The sequence below is a fragment of the Chryseobacterium sp. RU33C genome (genome assembly GCF_900156015.1).
GTDB classification, from domain to species: Bacteria; Bacteroidota; Bacteroidia; order Flavobacteriales; family Weeksellaceae; genus Chryseobacterium; species Chryseobacterium candidae.
Window position 1 is genome coordinate 28,999 of the sequence record NZ_FTMT01000020.1, and the last position, 20,561, is coordinate 49,559.

Sequence of the window (20,561 nt, forward strand, 5' to 3'; positions counted from 1 at the left end):
TTTATGCATTTAAAATTTCGTTAAACAAATTCATCAGTTCTTCATTGGCTTCCTGCCCGCCATTTTTAGATTTAAAATAATCTTTGAACAGGATATCAATATCCTGGCTTAAATTGATTTCATGGGTTGGGTTTTCTCCCAATTCCAGATTTCTGACTTTTGGAATAAGGTGAACAATTCCGTTGTGAGACTGATAAATTAACCTTCTTTCATCAGCTGTTAAAAAAGTTTCACTTTCCAGCGTAAGTTCAATAAATGTATTTGGATTTTCACCCAGCCATTGTACGGTATCTTCAATGGAGGTAAATGTTTTTCTGACCAAAGCTCTGCCGCTTTGCAAGAGTTTCTTCTCGTAGGAAACTGCTTTTCCAGGTTCTGCATCAATAATGGAAACATACTTCTTTTGTCCGGCTTCACTGAAACTGTAGCACAGAGGAGAAGATGAATAAATAACAGGCTTTTCCTTGGTTCCGATATTCTGAAAACCGTGAAGGTGGCCTAATGCCGTATACTGAATCTGCTCAGGAATACTGTCAGAAAAAATCAGATCTGCATTCCCAATCTTAATCGGTTTTTCTCCTTCCGGCTCTTCCAGAATTTCCGCACCTCTTTTATTCATGTACAAATGAGCCGTCAGAAGATTCACTCCGGTATCATCACAGAACTGATCCGCAAGATTTTTCCATGTCTGTGAAAGAACCTTGTTGATTTCTTCTTCTTTATTTTCACCAAAATATTCCTTTAACCGGATTTCATTCGCAAAAGGCGTGTGGAGAATTCTTACCGGAAAATTTATCCCCTCAATTTTCAGCTCTATAAAACCCTCTTTGGAATGGGTGATGTTGAAATATTCTGTATCAAAAGGTATGATTTCCGCTTTGGGATGGCCTATTAAAATAATTCCGCATTCCCTTGCCAGAGGATCAGGAGCATTGATTAAGTTTGGAGAATCATGATTACCGGAAATAGCAATCACAGGGCGTTTTCCGTTCAGGGATAAACGTTTTAAGGTTTTATAAAAAAGTTCAGCAGCCTCTACACCTGGATTGAAATTATCAAAGAGATCACCGGCAATTAAAACCAGATCCACGTTTTGTTCGTCAGCAATCTGAACAATTTCATTCATCACCAGAACCTGTTCTTCCAGTCTTGAAAAACGGTCGAGGCGTTTACCCAAATGCCAGTCGGCAGTGTGGAGGATTTTCATAATTTAAATTTGAGAATTAAAAAGAGTATATGCAACGTAATTTTCAACTTGTTGGGTAGAGAATTATTTGCAGGTATTACAATGTAAATATAGAGAATACTTCATTTAAAAAAATAAGGTTTCCCTTACTTCAGATAAAAACAATTTATAGTTTATTGTCAGCTTCTCTGGCTTTGAAATCTTCCCGGATCTGTTTTAATCTTGCTTTCCGTTCTGATTCTGCATTCTGTATTTTACGTTTTTTCTGATCAATTTTCTTTTTGTTTTTTTTCCTGTTTGCTTCGTTATTTTTGCTCATGCTTGGTAACAGATCATTTTTATGGGTGAAAAATAGCTTCTTCAAAAATAAGAAACAAAATATAAAAATTATAGGTTGATGATTAAATTTGAACCCGACACAAATCTTTTTCAGGCAGATTTATTTTATTAGTATTTTTGATGAAAATTAATATTCATGAAGTTTTGTTTAATAATAATATTGACCTTATTAGGGATATCTATTAATGCTCAAGATCTTGAGAAAATATCAAAGGAGGTAACAGAAGAAGGAGTAGCACTATATCGTAGTGAAATGGCAAGTTGGTATGGTACAGATATCGTAAAAGAGAATTACAGAAATATGGAAAATATAGGAGGATATTTTTCTTATTTAGACGATGTACCTAAATGTATTTTCTTCTCTAAGCAGAATAAAGTGGTAGCTACAATTTCTTTCCCTACCAATTATAATACAGCTAATGCGAAAATTGATTTGTCTGAAAGGGATTTCAGTGCTGTTGAACAGGATTATTTTGACATCAGGCAGAAAGCTCTAGCCAGAATAAACAATGACACTATTTCTAAGCATTATAATAATACAAACTTTAATCTGGTTCCTATCATTAAGAACGATTCTAAAAAAGTATATGTTTTAACCGGAGCTTCTGTAAATAATGTAGTTGTTTTCGGAAATGACTATCTGCTGACTTTCAATAATAATGATGAAATAAAAAATGTTGAAAAACTACATAAAGGAATAATTGTCCATGATATAAACGATATGAACAAAGGAAGTGATGCAAGTGGAGTTCATTCTCATGTTTTGGATAACTGGCAGCAGATTACTCCTACAGATATTTGTACACTCATGTTGTACCAAAATCTTACAGGATGGGAAACCTATACCACCGTTTCAAAAAAATATGCTAGTATATGGAATCATAAATCGAATAGGGCATTTGTAATGAAAACCGAAAACTTTAAAAAGATAGCTAATTATCAACTGGAAAAAAATAAGAAGGCAGAAAATAAAAATATTCAAGATTCAAAAAAATAAAAAAGAATATGGAACAACAGTCCAAAGACCCTTTACACGGAAAAAGACTGGATGCTATCCTTGAAGAACTTGTAGAATACTATCAAGGTTTTGAAAGGCTTGGCGAACAGATCAATATAAAATGTTTTACAGACAACCCAAGTATAAACTCTTCCCTGAAATTTCTGCGGAAAACACCGTGGGCAAGAACAAAAGTAGAAAACCTGTATCTTTTTGTCCTGAGACAGAAAAAGAGAGAGGAGGGTAAAAAAATAAAGGCTAAAAAAGAAGATCTGTCTTTCTTTATGCCTTTCATAGCTTCCTTCTTCCATCCCCCGGCTTCCAGGTTCACTGAATCATTTCAAAAAGAGTATATTTGTACCATTAATCGTGAAACAACATCACGAAAAAAAGAAAAAATATGACAATCGAAAACAATCACGTTGTAGCTGTAAAGTATATACTTCACACTATCGAACCAGATGGAAGTAAGATTCTTGTAGAAGAAACAACAACAGAAAATCCGCTTACATTTTTGTATGGTGTGGGAATGATGATTCCAAAATTTGAACAAAATATCCTTGGTTTGAAAGCTGGAGATACAGCTGCCTTTACAATTCAGCCTGAGGAAGCTTATGGTGAAAGACAACCGGATGCTATTGCACAATTACCTGTGGAAATGTTCAACGAATCAGGACTTCCACCTGTAGGAGCTATTTTACCTTTATCAGATAACCAAGGGAATAACTTCCAGGCTTTTGTAGTAGAAATTACTCCGGAAGTTGTAGTAGCAGACCTTAACCACCCAATGGCAGGTAAAGTCTTAGATTTCCAGGTGGAAGTTTTAAACACCCGTCCTGCAACAGAAGAAGAATTGGCACATGGCCACGCTCACGGAGTTGACGGAAACGAAGCTCACTAAAAAAATAAATGTCCGAAAAAGTCGGATAATATAGTATATACATGATACAAAATAAGCCAAAGATAATTCTTTGGCTTATTTTTATTTAAGGTACAAATAGTTATTGAATGCTTGGCATTCTTCCGGAGGGGTGTCAAAAATTCTATGAATTTTTGACGGGGTGGTTCTACGCAAAGCATTGTCTGCATTACATTTCTTCAACCTGTTTGTTAATCCAAAAATTCTCCGGAAACATAATACCAGCGTTCATGCATTTTCTGAAAAACAGAAAACTCATGATGAACCTGCTGATGACCCTCCTGATCCGTATAATAAGCCTTAAATTCTACATGATTTAAAGCCGGAGTACGGATGATTTCCAGTTTTGTCCATTGGTTAATTTCTCCCCATTCCTGTAAGTCTTTTTTATTATGGTATTTTCTTTTTCCGGGAAGGGTCGTCTCCATCAGGTATTCACCATTCGGAATGGCAAAAGCAGAGAATCGTGAACGCATCAGAGCCTCAGCCGTTGGAGCATATTTTTCTCCCGTATGATAAGGTTTACAGCATTCCTCGTAGGATTTTCCTGAACAGCATGGACAGTTCATATATTACATTTAAAATTTGAAATGCAAAAATAATGAATATCAATAGAAACGGGCTTTAGCCCGTTAAAAAATAAGCAAATAAAAATCCATTGGCTTTAGCCGAAACATAAAAAAGAAGCACTCTAGTTAAAGAATGCTTCCCGTTAATTTATTTAATAAACCCTCTGCTTCTCAATAAAGGCTTGATATCCGGATCGTGTCCCGTAAAATCTCTGAATGCCTGGTTCAGGTCTACAGAATTTCCTACGGAAAGAATATATTTTCTGAAACGGTCACCGTTTTCTCTGGTTAATCCTCCATTTTTACTGATCCATTCCCATGCGTCATTATCCAAAGTTTCAGACCATAAATAAGCATAATATCCTGCAGAATATCCACCTCCCCAGATGTGAGCAAAATAAGGAGTGTGATATCTTGGCGGAACCGTTGCCAGATTGAATCCATGGCTGGCCAAAGATTGCTTTTCAAAGTCTAAAACAGGAATAAACTGACTGTCATTGCTTACTGTATGCCAATCCATATCAAGCTCAGCAGCAGAAACCAATTCAGTAGTCATATAACCCTGATTGAAAGTAGATGCTTTTTTAATCTTGTCTACCAAAGCCTGCGGAATAGACTGTTTTGTTTCATAATGTACTGCATAATTCTTCAGAACAACAGGATCTAAAGCCCAGTGTTCATTAATCTGGGATGGGAATTCCACGAAGTCTCTCGGTACATTCGTTCCCGAAAGTGAAGGGTATTTCTGGCTGGCAAACATTCCGTGAATGGAGTGACCAAATTCATGGAAGATGGTGGAAACATCATCATAACTGATTAATGAAGGTTTCCCCGGAGCCGGTTTTTGATAGTTGTAGCAGTTAACGATTACAGGTTTTGTTCCCAATAAATAAGACTGTTCTACAAAATTACTCATCCATGCACCACCGTTTTTAGAATCCCTTGTATAGAAATCCAGATAGTAGATGGCAATAGATTTTCCATCATGATCGAAAACCTCATAGGTTACTACATCAGGATGGTAAACAGGAAGATCAGTTCTCTTTTTGAAAGTCAGTCCGTAGAATTTTTCAGCGGCAAAGAAAACTCCTTTTTCAAGAACCGTTGTAATTTCAAAATAAGGTTTTATTTCGCTTTCATCAAGATCAAACTTCGCTTTTCTTACCTGTTCAGCATAAAAATTCCAGTCCCAGGGTTCTACTTTGAAACCTCCTTTCTGCTGATCAATAAGATCCTGTATATCTTTTGCTTCACGTCTTGCTGTTTCCACTGCAGGAGTAGCGATTTGATTCATCAGTTTAGTAGCAGCTTCAGGGGTTTTTGCCATCTGATCCTGAAGTTTCCACTCAGCGAAGTTTTTCTTTCCCAATATCTGTGCTTTCTTCAATCTCAGTTTAGCAAGCTGCTCTATGGTAGATCTTGTATCGTTGGCATCTCCTTTCTCAGCTCTGGTCCATGAAGCTTTGAATAGCTTTTCTCTGGTAGCTCTGTTCTTTAAATTTTGTAAAAGAGGCTGTTGGGTTGTATTTTGTAAAGCCAGAAGATATTTTCCAGGTTGTCCTGCTGTTTTGGCATCAGAAGCTGCTGCTGCAATTTCATCTGCAGAAAGTCCGTCAAGCTCTTTCGCATCAGAGAAAAATACACCTCCCTGTTTTCTTGCTTCCAGCAATTTATTGGAATACTGTGTAGACAGAGAAGCCAGTTCCTGATTGAGCTGCTTTAATTTTTCTTTATCCGCTGCAGAAAGATTAGCACCTGCGATTTCAAAATTCTGCTTATAATATTGTACCAGTCTTTTGCTTTCAGAATCAAGACCATCTTCTTTGATGGATTGTATTCTTTTGTAAAGATTTTCATTCAGGTACAGTTTATCAGAATGTGCGGCAAAAATAGGGGCATATTCTTCATCCAAAGCCTGCAAAGTAGGGTTGGTATTAGCACTTGTAAGATTTGAAAATACAATTTGTGCTCTTCTCAGTACTTCACCACTTTTTTCCAATGCAACGATGGTATTTTCAAAAGTAGGAGCAGCCGGATTGTTGGCAATTTTCATAATTTCAGCTTCATGTTGCTTTAAACCATAGTTAAAAGCAGGTTTGAAGTGTTCATTTTTGATTTTGTCAAACTCCGGAGCTTCGTACTGAAGCTTGCTCTTCTTCATAAAAGGATTTGAAGATAAAGAGGGATCAGGTGCAGGAAGCTCCTGTTGAATATCGGTCTGTTTCATTGTAGTACAAGATTGATTGAACGCCAAGGCAGAAATTAATAATACCGATGAAATATTCTTCATAAATATAGTTGTTATTAAAGCATAAAGATATTAAAAACTTGTATCATAGAATGTATTTTGGCGAACGTATTTCTTTACGTCATTTTGCGGGTATTGCACAATGAATCAGTTAAGTACCTTCAGAGGTGAAAAGTCTTTCCAAAAAATCTCTCTTGAAGACCATTACAGTATTTTCAAATGTAATGTAATATTTTTTATAAATTAGTTGTTATTTAAATAAAGATATCCACAAAAAAAATTAACAAAAGGAATAAGCATGAAAACAAGTACTTTATTTATTTTTTCAGCCTTAGTGGCTTTAGCCTCGTGTAATGATAAACATGAGAACAGAAACAGGGAAGGAGACAATGGTAATTGGGTAGAGAAAGTAGTGAGCAAGGAAAGCGGCCCGATACAGCATAAAGAATTTAATGGAGATTTTGATGAAATTAAGGTTTCACAGGCCATTGAAGCAGAAGTTATAAAATCTGAAACAGAAAAAGTAGAAATTTCTGCACCTCAAAGCATCATCAATGAAATTCTTGTAGATAATGATGGCGGAAAGCTGCACATTCATTATAAGCCGGGGATCAGAGTGATGAACATCAGCAAAGTGACAGCTAAAATTTATACAAAAGATTTTAGTAAACTTGTTGCGGATTCGGCTGCGAGAATCATTGTAAAAGATAAATTTACTCAGGAGAAAACAGAGATCGAAGCATCCAGTGCAGGAAGTATTTCCGGAGATCTGGAGGCTAATGATATGGATATCAATGTAAGCAGCAGCAGCAGTTTCGATGGGAAAGTCTGGGCAGTAAACCTTGACATTGAATCTTCATCAGGATCAACACTTGACCTTTCAGGAAAAGCAAAAAAAGCAGATGTAAGTGCCTCTTCAGGAAGCAGTATTTCCGCTAAAAATGTTATTGCTGATGAGGTAGAAGCAGATGCTTCCAGTGGAGCAAGTATTCATATAAGTGCTGTTTCCAGTGTGAAAGCAGGCGCTTCATCCGGTGGAAGTGTGGATATTTCTAAAAAAGGAGAGCTTAAGAGCGTGAGCAAAGAGGAAAGCAGTGGTGGAAGTGTAAATATCCAATAAACTAATTCTGGGATTCATCCTCATCTTCTTCATCGGCGGATGAGGAATCTTCCCAGTTTTTATTATCAAAATTAAGATTATCATACGCTAACAATTCCTCCTCCCTTTGGAGCATTTCTTTTGTGGTAAATAGCGTAATGTCATCATTATTTTCCTTCATTTTTGCAAGTTTTCTCACAGAAGCTTTATCAATAGCCATAAATCTTTGCCCAAGACGTCTTGCGGCATATTTCCTCATTCCTGTTTCATGAAGTACATCCACCGCCATATCCACCGCTGTTCCCAATGTTTCGCGGTAGATATGATTAACTCCATTGTTTAGATAATCATAAGCATCGATCCTGTTTTTCGCTCTTACAAAAATTTTCACATTGGGATAATGTTCCCGCACAAGTTCTGCAATGAATTTGTTATCATCGGAATCATCCAGACATAAAACCAGAATTTCAGCATCTTCAATTCCTGCGGCTCTTAAAATAGGTATTCGGGTGGCATCTCCATAATAGACTTTAAAACCATAGCTTCTGAGCAATTTAACACGATCAGAATCACGATCCAAAACGGTAGCGGGTATTTTATTGGCTTTTAAAAGACGTCCCACGGTGCTTCCAAAGTGCCCAAAACCTACAATGATAATTTTCTTTTGACTAACATTGCTGTCGAGAATATTATAATCATGTTCTTCCTCAGGGATTTCTGTAATAAATTTTGGAGTAATAAACTTGTCATTGATGATTAGGAGAACAGGAGTGATACACATTGTAATGGCAGTGACAGCCATCATCTGTGCATTCATCTCCGGCCCTAAAAGATAAAGATCCGAAGCATAGTTAAGCAGTACAAATGCAAATTCTCCCACCTGTGAAAGGGCAAATGCATAAAAAAGACTTTGGGAAGTATCTATCCTGAAAAACTTTCCAATAGCATATAAGACAATAAATTTTACAGCCAGCACAGCAAAAACAGTACTGAAGATAAATAAAGGATCTTTCTGGATAATATTAAAATTGATAGTTGATCCCACACTCACGAAGAAAACAGCCAGTAACAGTCCTTTGAAAGGATCAATCTGCGCTTCCAGCTCATGACGGAATTCACTGTTGGCAAGCATTACTCCTGCAAGGAAAGCTCCCAAAGCAGGTGAAAGGCCGATCACCACCATCAGTTCCGAAACCCCAATAACCAGAAATAACGAAGAAGCTGTCAATAGCTCTGACATTCCCGATTTTGAAACATAGCGCAGAAAAGGAACAAATACATATCTTCCGAGTAGAATTAATAATGCTACTCCAAAAATTACCGTTCCGGCCTGAAGCCATTCCGGCAGTTTTTGGATCAGAATCTGGATTTCATTATCATGATGCTTGGCTTTATAATTGGCCAGAATAGGCAATATCGCCAAAATAGGAATCACAGAAATATCCTGAAATAACAAGGTGGAGAATGAAGCTTCTCCCGCAGTAGTCTTGAGATTATTCTTCTCCTGTAAGGTCTGGAGGACAATTGCTGTAGAAGATAGTGCGAAACACATGGCAATGGCAATCGCTTTGTCTACTCTCCAACCTACACTTGTGAATACTAAGAAAAGCAAGAGAATCGTAAGTGCCATCTGTGAAAGTCCCAATCCCATTATTTTCTTTCGCATCTCCCAGAATTTGCGGGGTTCCAGTTCCAAACCTACCAAAAATAAAAGCATTATAACGCCAAATTCGCTGGCATGCATAATATCATTGACGTTGTTTCCTGTAAGTTTAAGGACATAAGGACCTATAATGATTCCTCCTAAAATATAGCCGATTACAGAACTTAACCCTAGTTTTCTTGCCAATGGAACCATGATGATGGCTACACCGAGGAAAATTAATGTGTTCATCGCTAAGCTGGATTCCATATGCTATTGATTGAGTAGTTCTGTAAATTCTTTTTTATGTAAAATGATTTCTTTTTTAGAGAGCTTGTTGGCTTCGTATACAATTTTAATATGCTTAATATCTGCTTTGAAAACCCTTAATGAAACGATAAGCCCGCTGATCAGTTCATCTATGGTGTATTGATAAGTGCCGGTTTTACTGAAAGATCTTTCTTTTCCGCCTGTGGTTACCAGAATATAGACTTCTTTTCCTTCGAGTGGATTATGTTCGCCCTCTTTCAGCCAGTCTCTGTCGAAAACTTCATCAATCCATAATCTGAGAAGCGGTGGCATTCCGAACCATATCAGGGGAAACTGGAAAACAAAACGTTCATAGTTTTTAAGACGTTTTCTTTCCCGGAAAGCAGCGATATGAAAGTCAGGATATTCTTCGTAAAGATCTCTCAGGGTATAATGCTGGTGGCGAACGTAGAAATTGATGAGCTCTACATTCGAATTGGAATGCTCCAGATAAGGGTGTGCAAATACTACCAGCGTCTTCTTCATAATCCTGTTTTCAGTAAATATAATAAAAAAATATTGAATAAAAGGTGGTTTTTATGAGGTTTTATTAATTTTTTACTATCTAAATATCAATTTAGTATTAATAAAAGTTAAAGAATTGGCATTATTTTATGTTTTTAAATAAAAAAATCAGATCGTGATGATCTGATTTTTATATAATTTAAAATTGTTTCTTTATTTACCATCCTCCGGATGCGCCACCGCCTCCAAAGCTTCCGCCACCTCCGAAGCCTCCGCCTCCTCCGGAACTTCCACCACCAAATCCTCCGCCTCCGAAGCTTCCAGGGAATGGGAAAAAACCTCCAGGATAGTTTCTGCGTCCTCTTCTGGTAATGATGACATCATCATCGTCGTCATTGTTTCCACCACGTCCGCCACCTCTGTTACCAAATAGGATAGCAATGATGATGAAAATAATAAAAGCAATGATAAGAACTTTAAAAGCACTTCCATTACCGGAAGGAGCTGTGGTGGCTACAGGTTTGAATTTTCCCTCAACAGCTTCCATAATCGCTGAGGTTCCACCGTTGATGCCTTCATACCAAAGTCCTTTCTTGAACTTTGGAGTAACGATGTAATCTAAGATTTGTCCTGCTACTGAAGCGGTAAGGTATTGCTCTACAGCGCGTCCTTGTTGGATAGACATGGTTCTGTCTTCTGTCGCGATAAGGAAAACCACTCCGTTATCAACACCTTTTTTTCCGATTTTCCATTTTTCCCCAAACATGGTTGCCAGAAAATTCACATCTTCTCCTTTGGTGGAACGGATGATCACTACTTCAATTTCCGTTGAGGTAGAATCTGCAAACTTGATCAGTTTATTGTTAAGTGCATCTTTTTCCTGCTGGGAAAGTAATCCGGCTTCATCAAAAACAGGGTAAAGTACCGAGGGTTTTTCGGGAATGGTGTACTGTGCTGATACAAAAGTGTAAAAGCAAAGTAGTAAAAATGAAAATACTATTTTAAGAGAACGTAATTTCATTTGGAAGTTGGTTTGGGTTTTCTCCTTTTACAGGAAAATGTTTTTTGAGTTCAAGTCCCGTTTCCAGGATGGCACTTTTCAGCGCCTTATAATAATTTCCTTTGGCAAATTCAGCGGTGATATAATCGTGAAGATGATCCCAGTAAGACTGTTTTACTTTTTCATGAATTCCGATATCTCCGATAATGGTAAGATATTTTTGTTCAAAATTGACATGGAAAAGCACTGCGTTTCTTTCAGCAGTTTTATCCATATCAAGCTTCTTGAAAACATCAAATGCTGTTCTGGCATCACGGGTTTCCGTATTGGAATCAATATGTACCCTGATCTCTCCTGTAGAATGATCTTCCGCAGACTGAATCGCTTCCACAAGGGAAGCGATCTGTTGATTTGTTAGGAAATTACCCATTATTATTTGAATACTTCAGGGGCTTTCTGAGCACCTGCGTCAGCTTTGAAATAAGGTTTTTCTTTAAAGTTGGTGAAATTCGCCAGAATATTATTCGGGAAAGTCTTGATGGAAGTATTGTAATCCTTTGCAGCATCGTTATAATAAACCGTCTCAGTTCTGATGCTGTTCTCAATAGCAGTGTACTCTCTCTGGAAGTTGATATACTGCTGGTCTGCTTTTAGGTTAGGATAAGATTCTACCACGGCCATCAATCTGCTTAATGCACCCGATAATTCTCCCTGTGCTGCCTGGAATTTAGCCAGATCAGCTTCTGTCATATTTGTAGGGTCAATATTGATAGAAGTCGCTTTGGAACGAGCTTCCACAACTTGTGTTAAAGTTTCCTGTTCAAATTTTGAATAGGATTTTACGGTTCTTTCCAGATTAGGAATAAGATTGGCTCTTTTCTGATAAACGGTCTCTACATTAGACCATTTTGCATTTACAGTCTGTTCTTTTTCTACAAATCTGTTGTATCCGCTTTTTCCCCAGAAGAAAAGAACAGCAACAATAATAAGAAGGGCAATACCGATGGTTCCTGCACCCAGACATCCTTTATTTTTCATAGTTTATTTTTTTAAATTTTTTGTGCTAACCAAATATACAAATTATGTGCTAATTTTGTAAAAAATTATTTGAATGACAACAATAGTGGTGGCAATGGGAGAGAAAAATGAAATTGGTTTTGAAAACCAGTTGCTTTGGCATCTTCCCAAAGATTTGAAACATTTTAAAGATATGACTTCCGGGCATCCTGTGATTATGGGCAGAAAAACATATGAAAGTATTGGAAAAGCTCTTCCGAACCGTACCAATATTGTTGTGTCAAGAAAGAAAGACTGGTTTGAAGAAGGAATTCTTATCGTAGGAAGCATCAAAGAAGCGTTGAAATTTGCTAAAAAGATTGATGAGGAAGTTTTCATTATCGGTGGCGGAAATATCTACGAACAGACTATGGATGTTGTGGACAGGCTTGAAGTTACTTTGGTGAAAGCGGACCTTCATGCTGATACTTTCTTTCCTAAAATAGATCCGAAAATCTGGAAAATGACCAATGAAATCTGCCATGAGAAAGATGAAAAGAATGGTTATGATTTTTGTTTCCAGACGTTTGAAAAAATTAACAAAGAAGCATAGAGGTCAATAGTGAATTTTTGCTTCGTAAAGGGAATCGTGAATTTTCCGCAGTTACAAAATTAACAAACGCAGCGAATTGACCATTCACCATTGACTTTTTGAACTTTAAGCTCTAAATTTATTATCTTTGCACTTCTAAAATTTAATAATGAATAAATACATAAAAATTGCAGTAGCAGCAGTCCTTATTTTACTGGGACTTTATATGATGTTCTTCACGAGAAATCTTGGGTGGGGTATTGTTGTTTTCCTATTGGCTGCATTTCCGATTTTACTATTCTTTAAAAATGAATATATTCTATTGGCATTCTGGCAATTGAGAAAGCAAAATATGGAGAAAGCCGGAGAATGGCTGTCAAAAATTACAGATTATAAAACTCAGCTTCATAAAACTCAATACGGATATTTTCACTATTTATCAGGATTGACACAAGCTCAGGATCACCCTGCTAAAGTAGAACCTTTCATGAAGAAAGCGTTGGAGTATGGTTTGAATATGAAGCATGACAGAGCAATGGCTACTTTGAATCTTGCGGCAGCCGCTATTTCCAAAGGAAGAAAACAGGAAGGACAGAAATTACTGGAAGAAGCAAAAAGACTGGACAGTGCAGGAATGATGACGGATCAGATCAAAATGATGAAAGATCAGTTGAAAATGCCGACCATGCAGAAGCATATGCATAACCCGAATATGAGAAACAGAGGAAAATTCTTCTAGTCAACCTAACATATACTATAAAAAGTCCTGATTTTTCAGGACTTTTTGTTTTTTATTATTGTAGGCGGTGGTGGTGCTTCCTGTTTAAAAAATGGGTCTTTTGGGTAAATGTTTTCCTTAACGGCAAACAAACTATCATGCTTCATAAATTTATCTTGGAGTCCGTCATCATAAAATTTCCGATTTTGTTTTTTATAGGTTACAGTAACCAAAGGAAAATCTCCTTTCTCATGCGGTTTATCTTCTTTGTTCAGGAATTTAAGATAATTTTCAAAAGACAAAGGATCGCTTGCTTTTACTTTGTAAGGTATTTTAGGTAAAGTTTGGGTCGTTTTACCATATGATGTTATTTCAGAGTATTTCTCCAGAAACAGAGTGTCATGCTGCTTGGTAAAAGTATAAGTTTCAGATGCGAAGAACATGCAGGCTGAAAGATCAGTCATGATCCTAACAGTATCTCCGTTTTCCATTCTTTCGGAAAAGTGATAAAGATCTTTATTCAGATCAAATTGACTCTCGTGTTGGCAGGAGAATAAAGAAAATGAAAGAATGGTAAGAGGTAATCGTTTCACAAGGTTACATTTCCGAATTCTGATCATACCCATAAAATTTAGGTATCTGCCAATGGTATTTTACCGCAAATGTTCGAATAGCAACGATGAGTAAAATAGTGAAGATCTGTATAAAAGTATAGGAAAGCATTGTATATCTGGTCATCAATAAAAATGCTGCTCCGCCTACGATACATGCTGTGGCGTAAATTTCCTTTCTGAAAATTAATGGAATTCTGTTGAGCAGTATATCCCGGATGATCCCTCCGAAACAGCCTGTAATGGTTCCCAATGCAATACAGATCATAGGATGGATTCCTGCATTTAGTCCTTTCTGTACACCGATTATGGTGAACAGGCCAAGCCCGAAGCTGTCGAATATAAATAAAGTTACTTTAAAGTTTTTCTCAAGAGATTTGAATATCATTGAAAAAATACTGGTCACCAGAATCAGGGTACACATCAGAATATCATGCATCCAGAATACCGGTATGTCCAGTAGTAAATCCCTTACAGTTCCTCCTCCCACAGAAGTTACAAATGCAATAATAAGAACCCCGAAAGGATCAAGCCGTTTCTGCATTGCTGCAAAACTTCCCGACATGGAAAAGGCAATGGTCCCCAGGACTTCTATGGCAAAATTGAACTGTTCGTGCATATATAATTATAAATGATTGTTGATAAATGATAATTGATGAATGATTTCTGCTTAAGCAAATTCTTGGCCATTATATCAATTATCATTTATCGCTCATCAATTATATTTTTTTATCTCTCCACTCTCACAGAGTCCGGAACCATCAGTTCATATTCGCCGCCGTGGGTGATGATTTCCCTTACAATGCTGCTGCTGATAAAAGATTTTCCTGAAGAAGTCAGCAAAAATACGGTTTCCAGTTTTTTGTGAGCTAAAGTTCTGTTGGTATGGGCAATCGCTTTTTCGAATTCAAAATCGGCAGGGTTTCTCAATCCTCTGATGATATACTGAGCATTTTTTTCAAAGCAGTAATCTACTGTTAAGCCTTCGAATGAATCTACTTCCACATTGGGGAATTCTGCTAAGGAGTTTTGGATAAATTCCTTTCTTTTTTCAAGAGGAAACATATATTTTTTCTGAGAATTCTGTCCGATTGCAATGATTAATTTATCAAAAAGCGGTGCCGCTCTTTCTATAATGTCATAATGTCCTAATGTAATCGGGTCAAAAGACCCTGGGAAAACAGCAATTTTCATGTTGTACGAGTTATGATTTTGAATTTTGAATTATCAGTTAAAAGCTTTACGTTTATTTCGTTTCTAACCTCTAATTTCTAACTTCTATTTTATTTATTAAGTGCTTTTTCAACTTCATTTCCGCAAAGATCCATAATGGAAATTCCGTAATGTTTTGCCTGCTGAGGAAGAATACTTGCAGGAGAGAATCCCGGATTGGTATTCATTTCAAGCATATAAGGAATCCCGTTCATGAGTATGAATTCACTTCTTGAAAAGCCACTCATTCCTAATGAATTGTAAGCTCTTTTGGCCATTTCTTCCACTCTTTTTGTAGTTTCCTCGTCAATTCTTGCAGGCGTAATTTCTTCAGATGCCCCTTCGTATTTTGCTTCATAATCGAAGAACTCATTGGTAGGAACAATTTCTGTAATTCCCAAAACAATGGTTTCACCTTTGAAATCAATAACTCCTACGGAAACTTCCATCCCGTCAAGGAAGCTTTCAATCAGAATTTCATTATCTTCTTTGAATGCAATTTCAGTAGCAGCAATGAGTTCTGATTTTTCTTTTACTTTGGAAATTCCCAGAGAAGATCCGGATTGGTTGGGTTTTACAAATAAAGGAAGACTCAGTTCTGCTACAATTTCATCCACATTGATGTCTTCACCTTTTCTTAAATAAATACTTTTAGCAGATGGAATTCCGTATTTTGATAATACAGCAAGGGTGTCTTTTTTATTGAAAGTAAGGGCGCTCTGGTAAAAATCACACCCGGTATATTTTTGTCCAATGGCATCCCAGTATGCCTGAAGAATTCCGTTCTCTCCCGGAGTTCCGTGGATGATATTAAAACAAACATCAAATTTTAAGACTTCTCCACTATCTAAAGTCACCGAAAAATCTCCTCTGTTGATGGGATATTTTTTGTCATTTTCACCTAAAAAATACCACTCATCTTTAAGAACTATTACTTTATATACTTCATAGAGATTTCTGTCTAAAGAATCATAAATCAATTGTCCGCTTTTTAAGGAAACGACGTATTCATCAGAATAGCCTCCCATAACTACGGCAACACTTTTTTTGTTCATAACCATATAGTATCAATTAAGGCAAATTTAATCATTTTATGCAATGCAATATGGGAAATCAGCAAATTTTAAAATCAAAAATGAATTGTGTTAAATAAAAAGTCCATTCTAAAATTATTAGCTATATTTGCGGTTATAATTAAAGTATTTTTAAGTATGCTTAAATCACTTTTCAATTGGAAAGTTTTACTGAATTTAGTAGTAGCCATCGGTATTTTCGTGGGTCTTGTATGGCTTACGTTTCGCTGGTTGGAGTACCATACGAATCACGGTCAGGAAATTCCTGTTCCCAATATTGTAAATAAATCGGTACATGATGCCGTTAAAATTTTAGATGATACAGGACTGGAATATGAAGTAGACAGTGCCAATTACGATCCTAAATACAGACCATTCCAGGTGTTACAGGTATATCCTGCGCCAGGTTCCCGTGTAAAAGACGGAAGAACGATAACACTTAAGGTAAATCCAAGAACATGGGCTCCTATTGCGGTTCCTAATGTAATCAATAAATATTCCGGACTGGCATTCCAGAGACTGGATCAGGTAGGTCTTAAAATTGGTGATACGATTTATGAACCTAGTATTCAGAAGGACGCTCTTTTAAGAATATTATATAAAGGAAATGCTGTAAATCCGGGTACCCGCTTACCAAGATTCTCAACGATTGATGTAGTGGTTGGTTCCGGGCCTATGAGAAATATTTCCATTCCTAATGTAGTTGGACTTACGGTAAAAGAAGCGAGAGCTGTAATTGCCAGGAGTATGTTTGAAGTAGGATTGGTAGATCATGAAGACGGAGGCAAAGATGAGTCTGATATTATCTATTATCAGGATCCTGCTTCCGGAGATGTTCGTGATCAGGGAATGCAGATCGACCTTTGGGCAAGTAAGAAAACTCCGGCAGAATTAAGAGCAAAAGTAGAGCAGTTGAATTCTATCTATCGTATGAAAGTGGATACTTCACTTCCTCCGGTCCGATATGAAGAAGTACACAGTGAGCCAAGTTATGACGCTCCGGTTGTACCGGCTTCTACTCCTAAAAGAGAAACTCCAAAACCAGAAGTACCGAAAACTGAGACTCCAAAGCCTCAGACTACAACTTCTAAACCTGCAGGTCAAAATACAGAGAAGCCTAAAACTTCTACCACTACTCCTTCAGCTGGAAGTACAGCGAAACCGGCTGCTTCAGCAACGACACAGCAGCCTGCTCAAAAGCCTAAAAAAGCTAAAGTGCAAATAGATTAATATAAAATTATTATAAATAAACAGAGGCTTCAACTGCAAAATGTTGAGGCCTTTTGTGTAAAAAAAAATAAAACAATGTCAGAAGATAACGAAGATTTTTTAGATGAAGAATTATTAGATTCCAACAGTATCGAAAATATCGATATTGACGAGGAAAATAAAGGTTTGTATGAGCATCTTAATATCACTGTTGACAGCAAGCAGGAACCCTTAAGAATAGATAAGTTCCTATTAATATACAGGCAGAATTCTTCAAGAAATAAAATTTCACAGACCTGCAGAGCCGGAAATGTGATAGTGAACGGAACTGCAGTAAAGCAGAATTACCGGGTAAAACCGGGAGATCAGATCTCTGTACTGCTTACCCACCCTCCTAGAGAGAATGTCATTATTCCACAAGATATTCCGGTGAATATCGTTTATGAAGATGATGACCTTGTTGTTGTGGATAAGGAAGCTGGAATGGTGGTACACCCCGGATTCGGAAACTGGGACGGAACATTGGTGAATGCACTGGCTTTTCATTTTGAAAAGAACGGGGAGAAATCTGATCTTGACAGGGTAGGATTGGTTCACAGGATTGATAAAGATACATCAGGACTACTGGTGATCGCCAAGAATGAATATGCATTGAGCTTCCTTGCAAAACAGTTCTTTAACCGAACTACGAAAAGACTGTACTGGGCTTTTGTGTGGGGAAATATGCAGGATGAAGAGGGAACCATCAGAGGTCATATCGGAAGGCATCCTAAAAACAGAATGCAGATGTCTGTTTATGAAGATGGCAGCCAGGGGAAACATGCAGTGACGCATTATAAAGTCCTTGAAAGATTCAAATATATGACCTGGGTGGAATGTAAACTTGAGACCGGAAGAACACATCAGATCAGGGCACATTTCAGACATATCGGGCATACTTTGTTTAATGACGAAAGATATGAAGGACATACGCCTTTAAGAGGGATAAATCTTCCGAAATACAAGCAATTTATTAAAAATGTTTTTGAAATTTTGCCAAGACATGCCCTTCATGCCCATACCCTTGGATTTATACACCCAACCACAAAAAAGGAATTATATTTTGAAAGCCCAATGCCCAAAGATATGGCGGATGCTGTAAAAAAATGGAGAAATTATTTAGAAAACTAAAAATATATTGAGAATTTTTTTATATTTGTTGAATTGAAATCAAGATTTGTTATGAGAAAACTATATGCTATCGTATGTTTAGCTCTTTTGTCAAATGCATACAAAGCACAAGAATCACTACCATACTATCAGCAATATCTTTTGGATGGTGAGTTCCTGTTCAACCCAGCTCAATACGGAAAAACAGATTACGTACAGCTCAACGCCAATTATCAACAACAATTTTCAAAATTCAGTAATTCTCCTAATGTTCAGTCAATCGGGATTAATGCGAATATCTTTGATAGAGTAGGTGCTGGTATTTCCGTATTCAGAGACAGTAACGGACCGATCTCTGCGGGTGGTATCACGGCTGGTGCTTCATATTTTATTCCGCTAAGTAGTGAAGGAGACAGAAAAGACCAGTTCTCTTTCGGTACAAGTGTTAATTTCTATAATATGAATTTTGACTATTCAAAAATCAATACTGAAGAAGGTGGTGATCCACTATTAAGAGGGGAAGAAAGTAACATCTTTATGGTGTATGCCAACTTCGGTTTGGCGGCTACTTACAGAGGCTTATTCGGGGGTGTTTCCGTAAATGATATCGCATTAAGTAATGATGCTTCTATCGTAAACAACTATGAGCCTTCTCCAATTAAATTCTTCTTAAATTTAGGATACAACTGGAACATTGCTGATAATATTACCATTGCACCGTCAGCATTAATCAACCTTAATACAAACTCAACAAGAATGGTCGACTGGAATTTGATGGCGACATTCTCCAATGATATTAATGCATTCTCTTTCGGGGTAAGCTACAGAACGGTTCAGAACAGATTTGACAATCAGAACCTGAGCATCTCTCCAATTGTAAAAGTAAGATTCAACAAATTCATGATTGGAGCTACTTATAACCTTGGATTATCCGATATTCAGAGCTATGGTGGAAACAGCTTCATGATTGGTCTGGGATATAACTTCGACAACTTCATTAATGCCAGAGGATTTAGATACTAATTAATTTAATTTAAATAAATTTGAGCTCTGAAATTTTTCAGAGCTTTTTTATGATATATATTCACATTCCGTTCTGTAAACAAAAATGCAGTTACTGTAACTTTCATTTTTCAACATCCCTGAATTTTAAGGATGAAATGCTTCACGCCATGAAAACTGAAATATTACTGAGAAAGGATGAATTGCAGAACAAAGACCTGAAATCCCTGTATTTTGGAGGTGGAACTCCCTCTATTCTCTCTGTGGATGAAATCAATTCTTTAATAGATGAAGTATTGCGGTATTTCAGCTTTGAAAAAGATATTGAAATCACACTGGAAGCCAACCCTGATGATCTGGATAAAAATTTCTTAAAACAACTGGCAGTAACACCAGTGAATAGACTGTCCATTGGTACTCAAAGTTTTTTTGAAGAAGATCTGAAACTCATGAACAGGGCTCACAGTGCTTCCGAAGCAGAAAGCTCTATCAAACGAGCACAGGATTTCGGCTTTGAAAACCTGAGTATTGATCTGATCTACGGTTCACCCACTTCCAATCTTGAAATCTGGAAAGAAAATCTGAATAAAACCATTGTCTTAGAAGTTCCTCATATTTCCTCATATGCATTGACTGTTGAACCCAAAACTGCTTTGGAAAACTGGATATCAAAAGGAAAAGTAAAAAGTCCTAAAGAGGAAGAACAAAACAAAGAATTCTATTATTTATCTGACTTTTTAAAAGATAATGGTTTTGAACATTATGAAGTTTCCAATTTTGCAAAACCAGGCTTCTATTCACGCCACAATTCTGCTTATTGGAAATACCAGGAATATCTTGGAATTGGTCCTTCGGCACATTCTTATAACGGATTTGATGTCAGAAGCTGGAATGTAGCCAATAATCAGCAATACATCAAAAAGCTTAATGATAAATTATTAGCCAAAGAAGAAGAAATTCTTTCCAAAGAAGATCAGTTTAATGAAATGATCATGATCGGCTTACGAACTATTTGGGGCGTAGATTTGGAAAGTTTAAAAAATAAATTCTCAGATAGAGAACTGGAGCATTTTCAAGCAGAAATCAAACCGAAAATAGAAGACGGAATTTTACTTATTGAAAATGACCATTTAAAAATTCCTGAAAAGCATTGGTTTATGGCCGATGGAATTGCTTCGGATTTGTTTATTGTATAACAGTTTGTTGTATATGGTATACTAAAAATT

At 36.8% G+C, this 20,561-nt stretch carries 22 protein-coding genes and 1 pseudogene; 10 read left to right on the forward strand and 13 right to left on the reverse strand.

Translation table 11 applies throughout. The annotated features are described in order from the left end of the window. Position 1: 1 nt before the first annotated feature. Together BW946_RS16145 and BW946_RS21215 are read right to left on the reverse strand one after the other, a co-directional pair. Entirely contained in the window at positions 2-1,207 is a 1,206-nt protein-coding gene (locus tag BW946_RS16145) for a metallophosphoesterase family protein (protein WP_076597147.1), read from the reverse strand. 145 nt (positions 1,208-1,352) lie between these two features. Next, positions 1,353-1,505 (reverse strand): hypothetical protein, encoded by a 153-nt coding sequence (locus tag BW946_RS21215; protein ID WP_168801912.1) that lies wholly within the window; start codon positions 1,503-1,505, stop codon positions 1,353-1,355. A gap of 156 nt (positions 1,506-1,661) precedes the next feature. Between BW946_RS21215 and BW946_RS16150 the strand changes: the two genes are divergently transcribed. From BW946_RS16150 to BW946_RS16160, 3 genes and pseudogenes are all read left to right on the forward strand, one after another. Beyond that, positions 1,662-2,522, forward strand: a complete 861-nt coding sequence (locus BW946_RS16150; protein ID WP_076597148.1) for a hypothetical protein — start codon at positions 1,662-1,664, stop codon at positions 2,520-2,522. 8 nt (positions 2,523-2,530) lie between these two features. Next, positions 2,531-2,764, forward strand: a pseudogene (locus BW946_RS16155) (VF530 family DNA-binding protein); the annotation flags it as partial. A 158-nt stretch (positions 2,765-2,922) separates the two neighbouring features. Beyond that, on the forward strand, positions 2,923-3,423 hold the full coding sequence (locus BW946_RS16160) for an FKBP-type peptidyl-prolyl cis-trans isomerase (protein WP_076597149.1): 501 nt from the start codon (positions 2,923-2,925) through the stop codon (positions 3,421-3,423). A gap of 209 nt (positions 3,424-3,632) precedes the next feature. On the opposite strand, the gene BW946_RS16165 is transcribed toward BW946_RS16160, so the two are convergent. Beyond that, positions 3,633-4,010: a YchJ family protein gene (locus BW946_RS16165; RefSeq protein ID WP_076597150.1), complete on the reverse strand. Its 378-nt coding sequence runs from the start codon at positions 4,008-4,010 to the stop codon at positions 3,633-3,635. Between the two features lie 148 nt (positions 4,011-4,158). Next, a complete protein-coding gene (locus BW946_RS16170) occupies positions 4,159-6,300 on the reverse strand; it encodes a M3 family metallopeptidase (RefSeq protein WP_076597151.1) in 2,142 nt (713 codons plus the stop codon). Between the two features lie 256 nt (positions 6,301-6,556). On the opposite strand from BW946_RS16170, the gene BW946_RS16175 reads away from it, so the two are divergent. Further along, entirely contained in the window at positions 6,557-7,378 is an 822-nt protein-coding gene (locus tag BW946_RS16175) for a GIN domain-containing protein (RefSeq protein WP_076597152.1), read from the forward strand. 1 nt (position 7,379) lies between these two features. Here BW946_RS16175 and BW946_RS16180 read toward each other — a convergent pair whose 3' ends face one another. From BW946_RS16180 to BW946_RS16200, 5 genes are all read right to left on the reverse strand, one after another. Next, on the reverse strand, positions 7,380-9,269 hold the full coding sequence (locus BW946_RS16180) for a monovalent cation:proton antiporter-2 (CPA2) family protein (RefSeq protein WP_076597153.1): 1,890 nt from the start codon (positions 9,267-9,269) through the stop codon (positions 7,380-7,382). Positions 9,270-9,272: 3 nt separating this feature from the next. Beyond that, positions 9,273-9,794 (reverse strand): NAD(P)H-dependent oxidoreductase, encoded by a 522-nt coding sequence (locus BW946_RS16185; protein WP_076597154.1) that lies wholly within the window; start codon positions 9,792-9,794, stop codon positions 9,273-9,275. Positions 9,795-9,990: 196 nt separating this feature from the next. Continuing rightward, positions 9,991-10,794 carry a TPM domain-containing protein gene (locus BW946_RS16190; protein ID WP_076597155.1) on the reverse strand — a complete coding sequence of 268 codons (804 nt, stop codon included), beginning with the start codon at positions 10,792-10,794 and terminating at the stop codon, positions 9,991-9,993. Further along, entirely contained in the window at positions 10,775-11,203 is a 429-nt protein-coding gene (locus BW946_RS16195) for a TPM domain-containing protein (protein WP_170872092.1), read from the reverse strand. Before BW946_RS16195 ends, BW946_RS16190 begins: the two co-directional genes overlap by 20 nt. A 2-nt stretch (positions 11,204-11,205) precedes the next feature. After that, positions 11,206-11,811 (reverse strand): LemA family protein, encoded by a 606-nt coding sequence (locus BW946_RS16200; RefSeq protein WP_076597157.1) that lies wholly within the window; start codon positions 11,809-11,811, stop codon positions 11,206-11,208. Positions 11,812-11,884: 73 nt separating this feature from the next. On the opposite strand from BW946_RS16200, the gene BW946_RS16205 reads away from it, so the two are divergent. Together BW946_RS16205 and BW946_RS16210 are read left to right on the forward strand one after the other, a co-directional pair. Next, complete coding sequence (locus BW946_RS16205; RefSeq protein WP_076597158.1) at positions 11,885-12,382, forward strand: dihydrofolate reductase; 498 nt, start codon at positions 11,885-11,887, stop codon at positions 12,380-12,382. 148 nt (positions 12,383-12,530) lie between these two features. Then, positions 12,531-13,100 carry a hypothetical protein gene (locus BW946_RS16210; protein WP_076597159.1) on the forward strand — a complete coding sequence of 190 codons (570 nt, stop codon included), beginning with the start codon at positions 12,531-12,533 and terminating at the stop codon, positions 13,098-13,100. A 35-nt stretch (positions 13,101-13,135) separates the two neighbouring features. Here BW946_RS16210 and BW946_RS16215 read toward each other — a convergent pair whose 3' ends face one another. The 4 genes from BW946_RS16215 to BW946_RS16230 form a co-directional block, all read right to left on the reverse strand. Further along, positions 13,136-13,699: a hypothetical protein gene (locus tag BW946_RS16215; RefSeq protein WP_139326022.1), complete on the reverse strand. Its 564-nt coding sequence runs from the start codon at positions 13,697-13,699 to the stop codon at positions 13,136-13,138. Continuing rightward, a complete protein-coding gene (locus BW946_RS16220; RefSeq protein ID WP_076597161.1) occupies positions 13,677-14,309 on the reverse strand; it encodes a trimeric intracellular cation channel family protein in 633 nt (210 codons plus the stop codon). Before BW946_RS16220 ends, BW946_RS16215 begins: the two co-directional genes overlap by 23 nt. A gap of 110 nt (positions 14,310-14,419) precedes the next feature. After that, positions 14,420-14,884 (reverse strand): pantetheine-phosphate adenylyltransferase, encoded by a 465-nt coding sequence (gene coaD, locus BW946_RS16225; RefSeq protein WP_076597162.1) that lies wholly within the window; start codon positions 14,882-14,884, stop codon positions 14,420-14,422. An 89-nt stretch (positions 14,885-14,973) separates the two neighbouring features. Then, on the reverse strand, positions 14,974-15,957 hold the full coding sequence (locus BW946_RS16230; RefSeq protein ID WP_076597163.1) for a D-alanine--D-alanine ligase: 984 nt from the start codon (positions 15,955-15,957) through the stop codon (positions 14,974-14,976). A 156-nt stretch (positions 15,958-16,113) separates the two neighbouring features. Here BW946_RS16230 and BW946_RS16235 point away from each other — a divergent pair, with 156 nt between their 5' ends. From BW946_RS16235 to hemW, 4 genes are all read left to right on the forward strand, one after another. Next, on the forward strand, positions 16,114-17,205 hold the full coding sequence (locus BW946_RS16235) for a PASTA domain-containing protein (RefSeq protein WP_076597164.1): 1,092 nt from the start codon (positions 16,114-16,116) through the stop codon (positions 17,203-17,205). 75 nt (positions 17,206-17,280) lie between these two features. Next, on the forward strand, positions 17,281-18,354 hold the full coding sequence (locus tag BW946_RS16240; RefSeq protein WP_170872093.1) for an RluA family pseudouridine synthase: 1,074 nt from the start codon (positions 17,281-17,283) through the stop codon (positions 18,352-18,354). Between the two features lie 51 nt (positions 18,355-18,405). Continuing rightward, a complete protein-coding gene (locus tag BW946_RS16245) occupies positions 18,406-19,356 on the forward strand; it encodes a PorP/SprF family type IX secretion system membrane protein (protein WP_076597165.1) in 951 nt (316 codons plus the stop codon). A gap of 50 nt (positions 19,357-19,406) precedes the next feature. Then, positions 19,407-20,531 (forward strand): radical SAM family heme chaperone HemW, encoded by a 1,125-nt coding sequence (gene hemW / locus BW946_RS16250; protein WP_076597166.1) that lies wholly within the window; start codon positions 19,407-19,409, stop codon positions 20,529-20,531. Positions 20,532-20,561 lie beyond the last annotated feature (30 nt).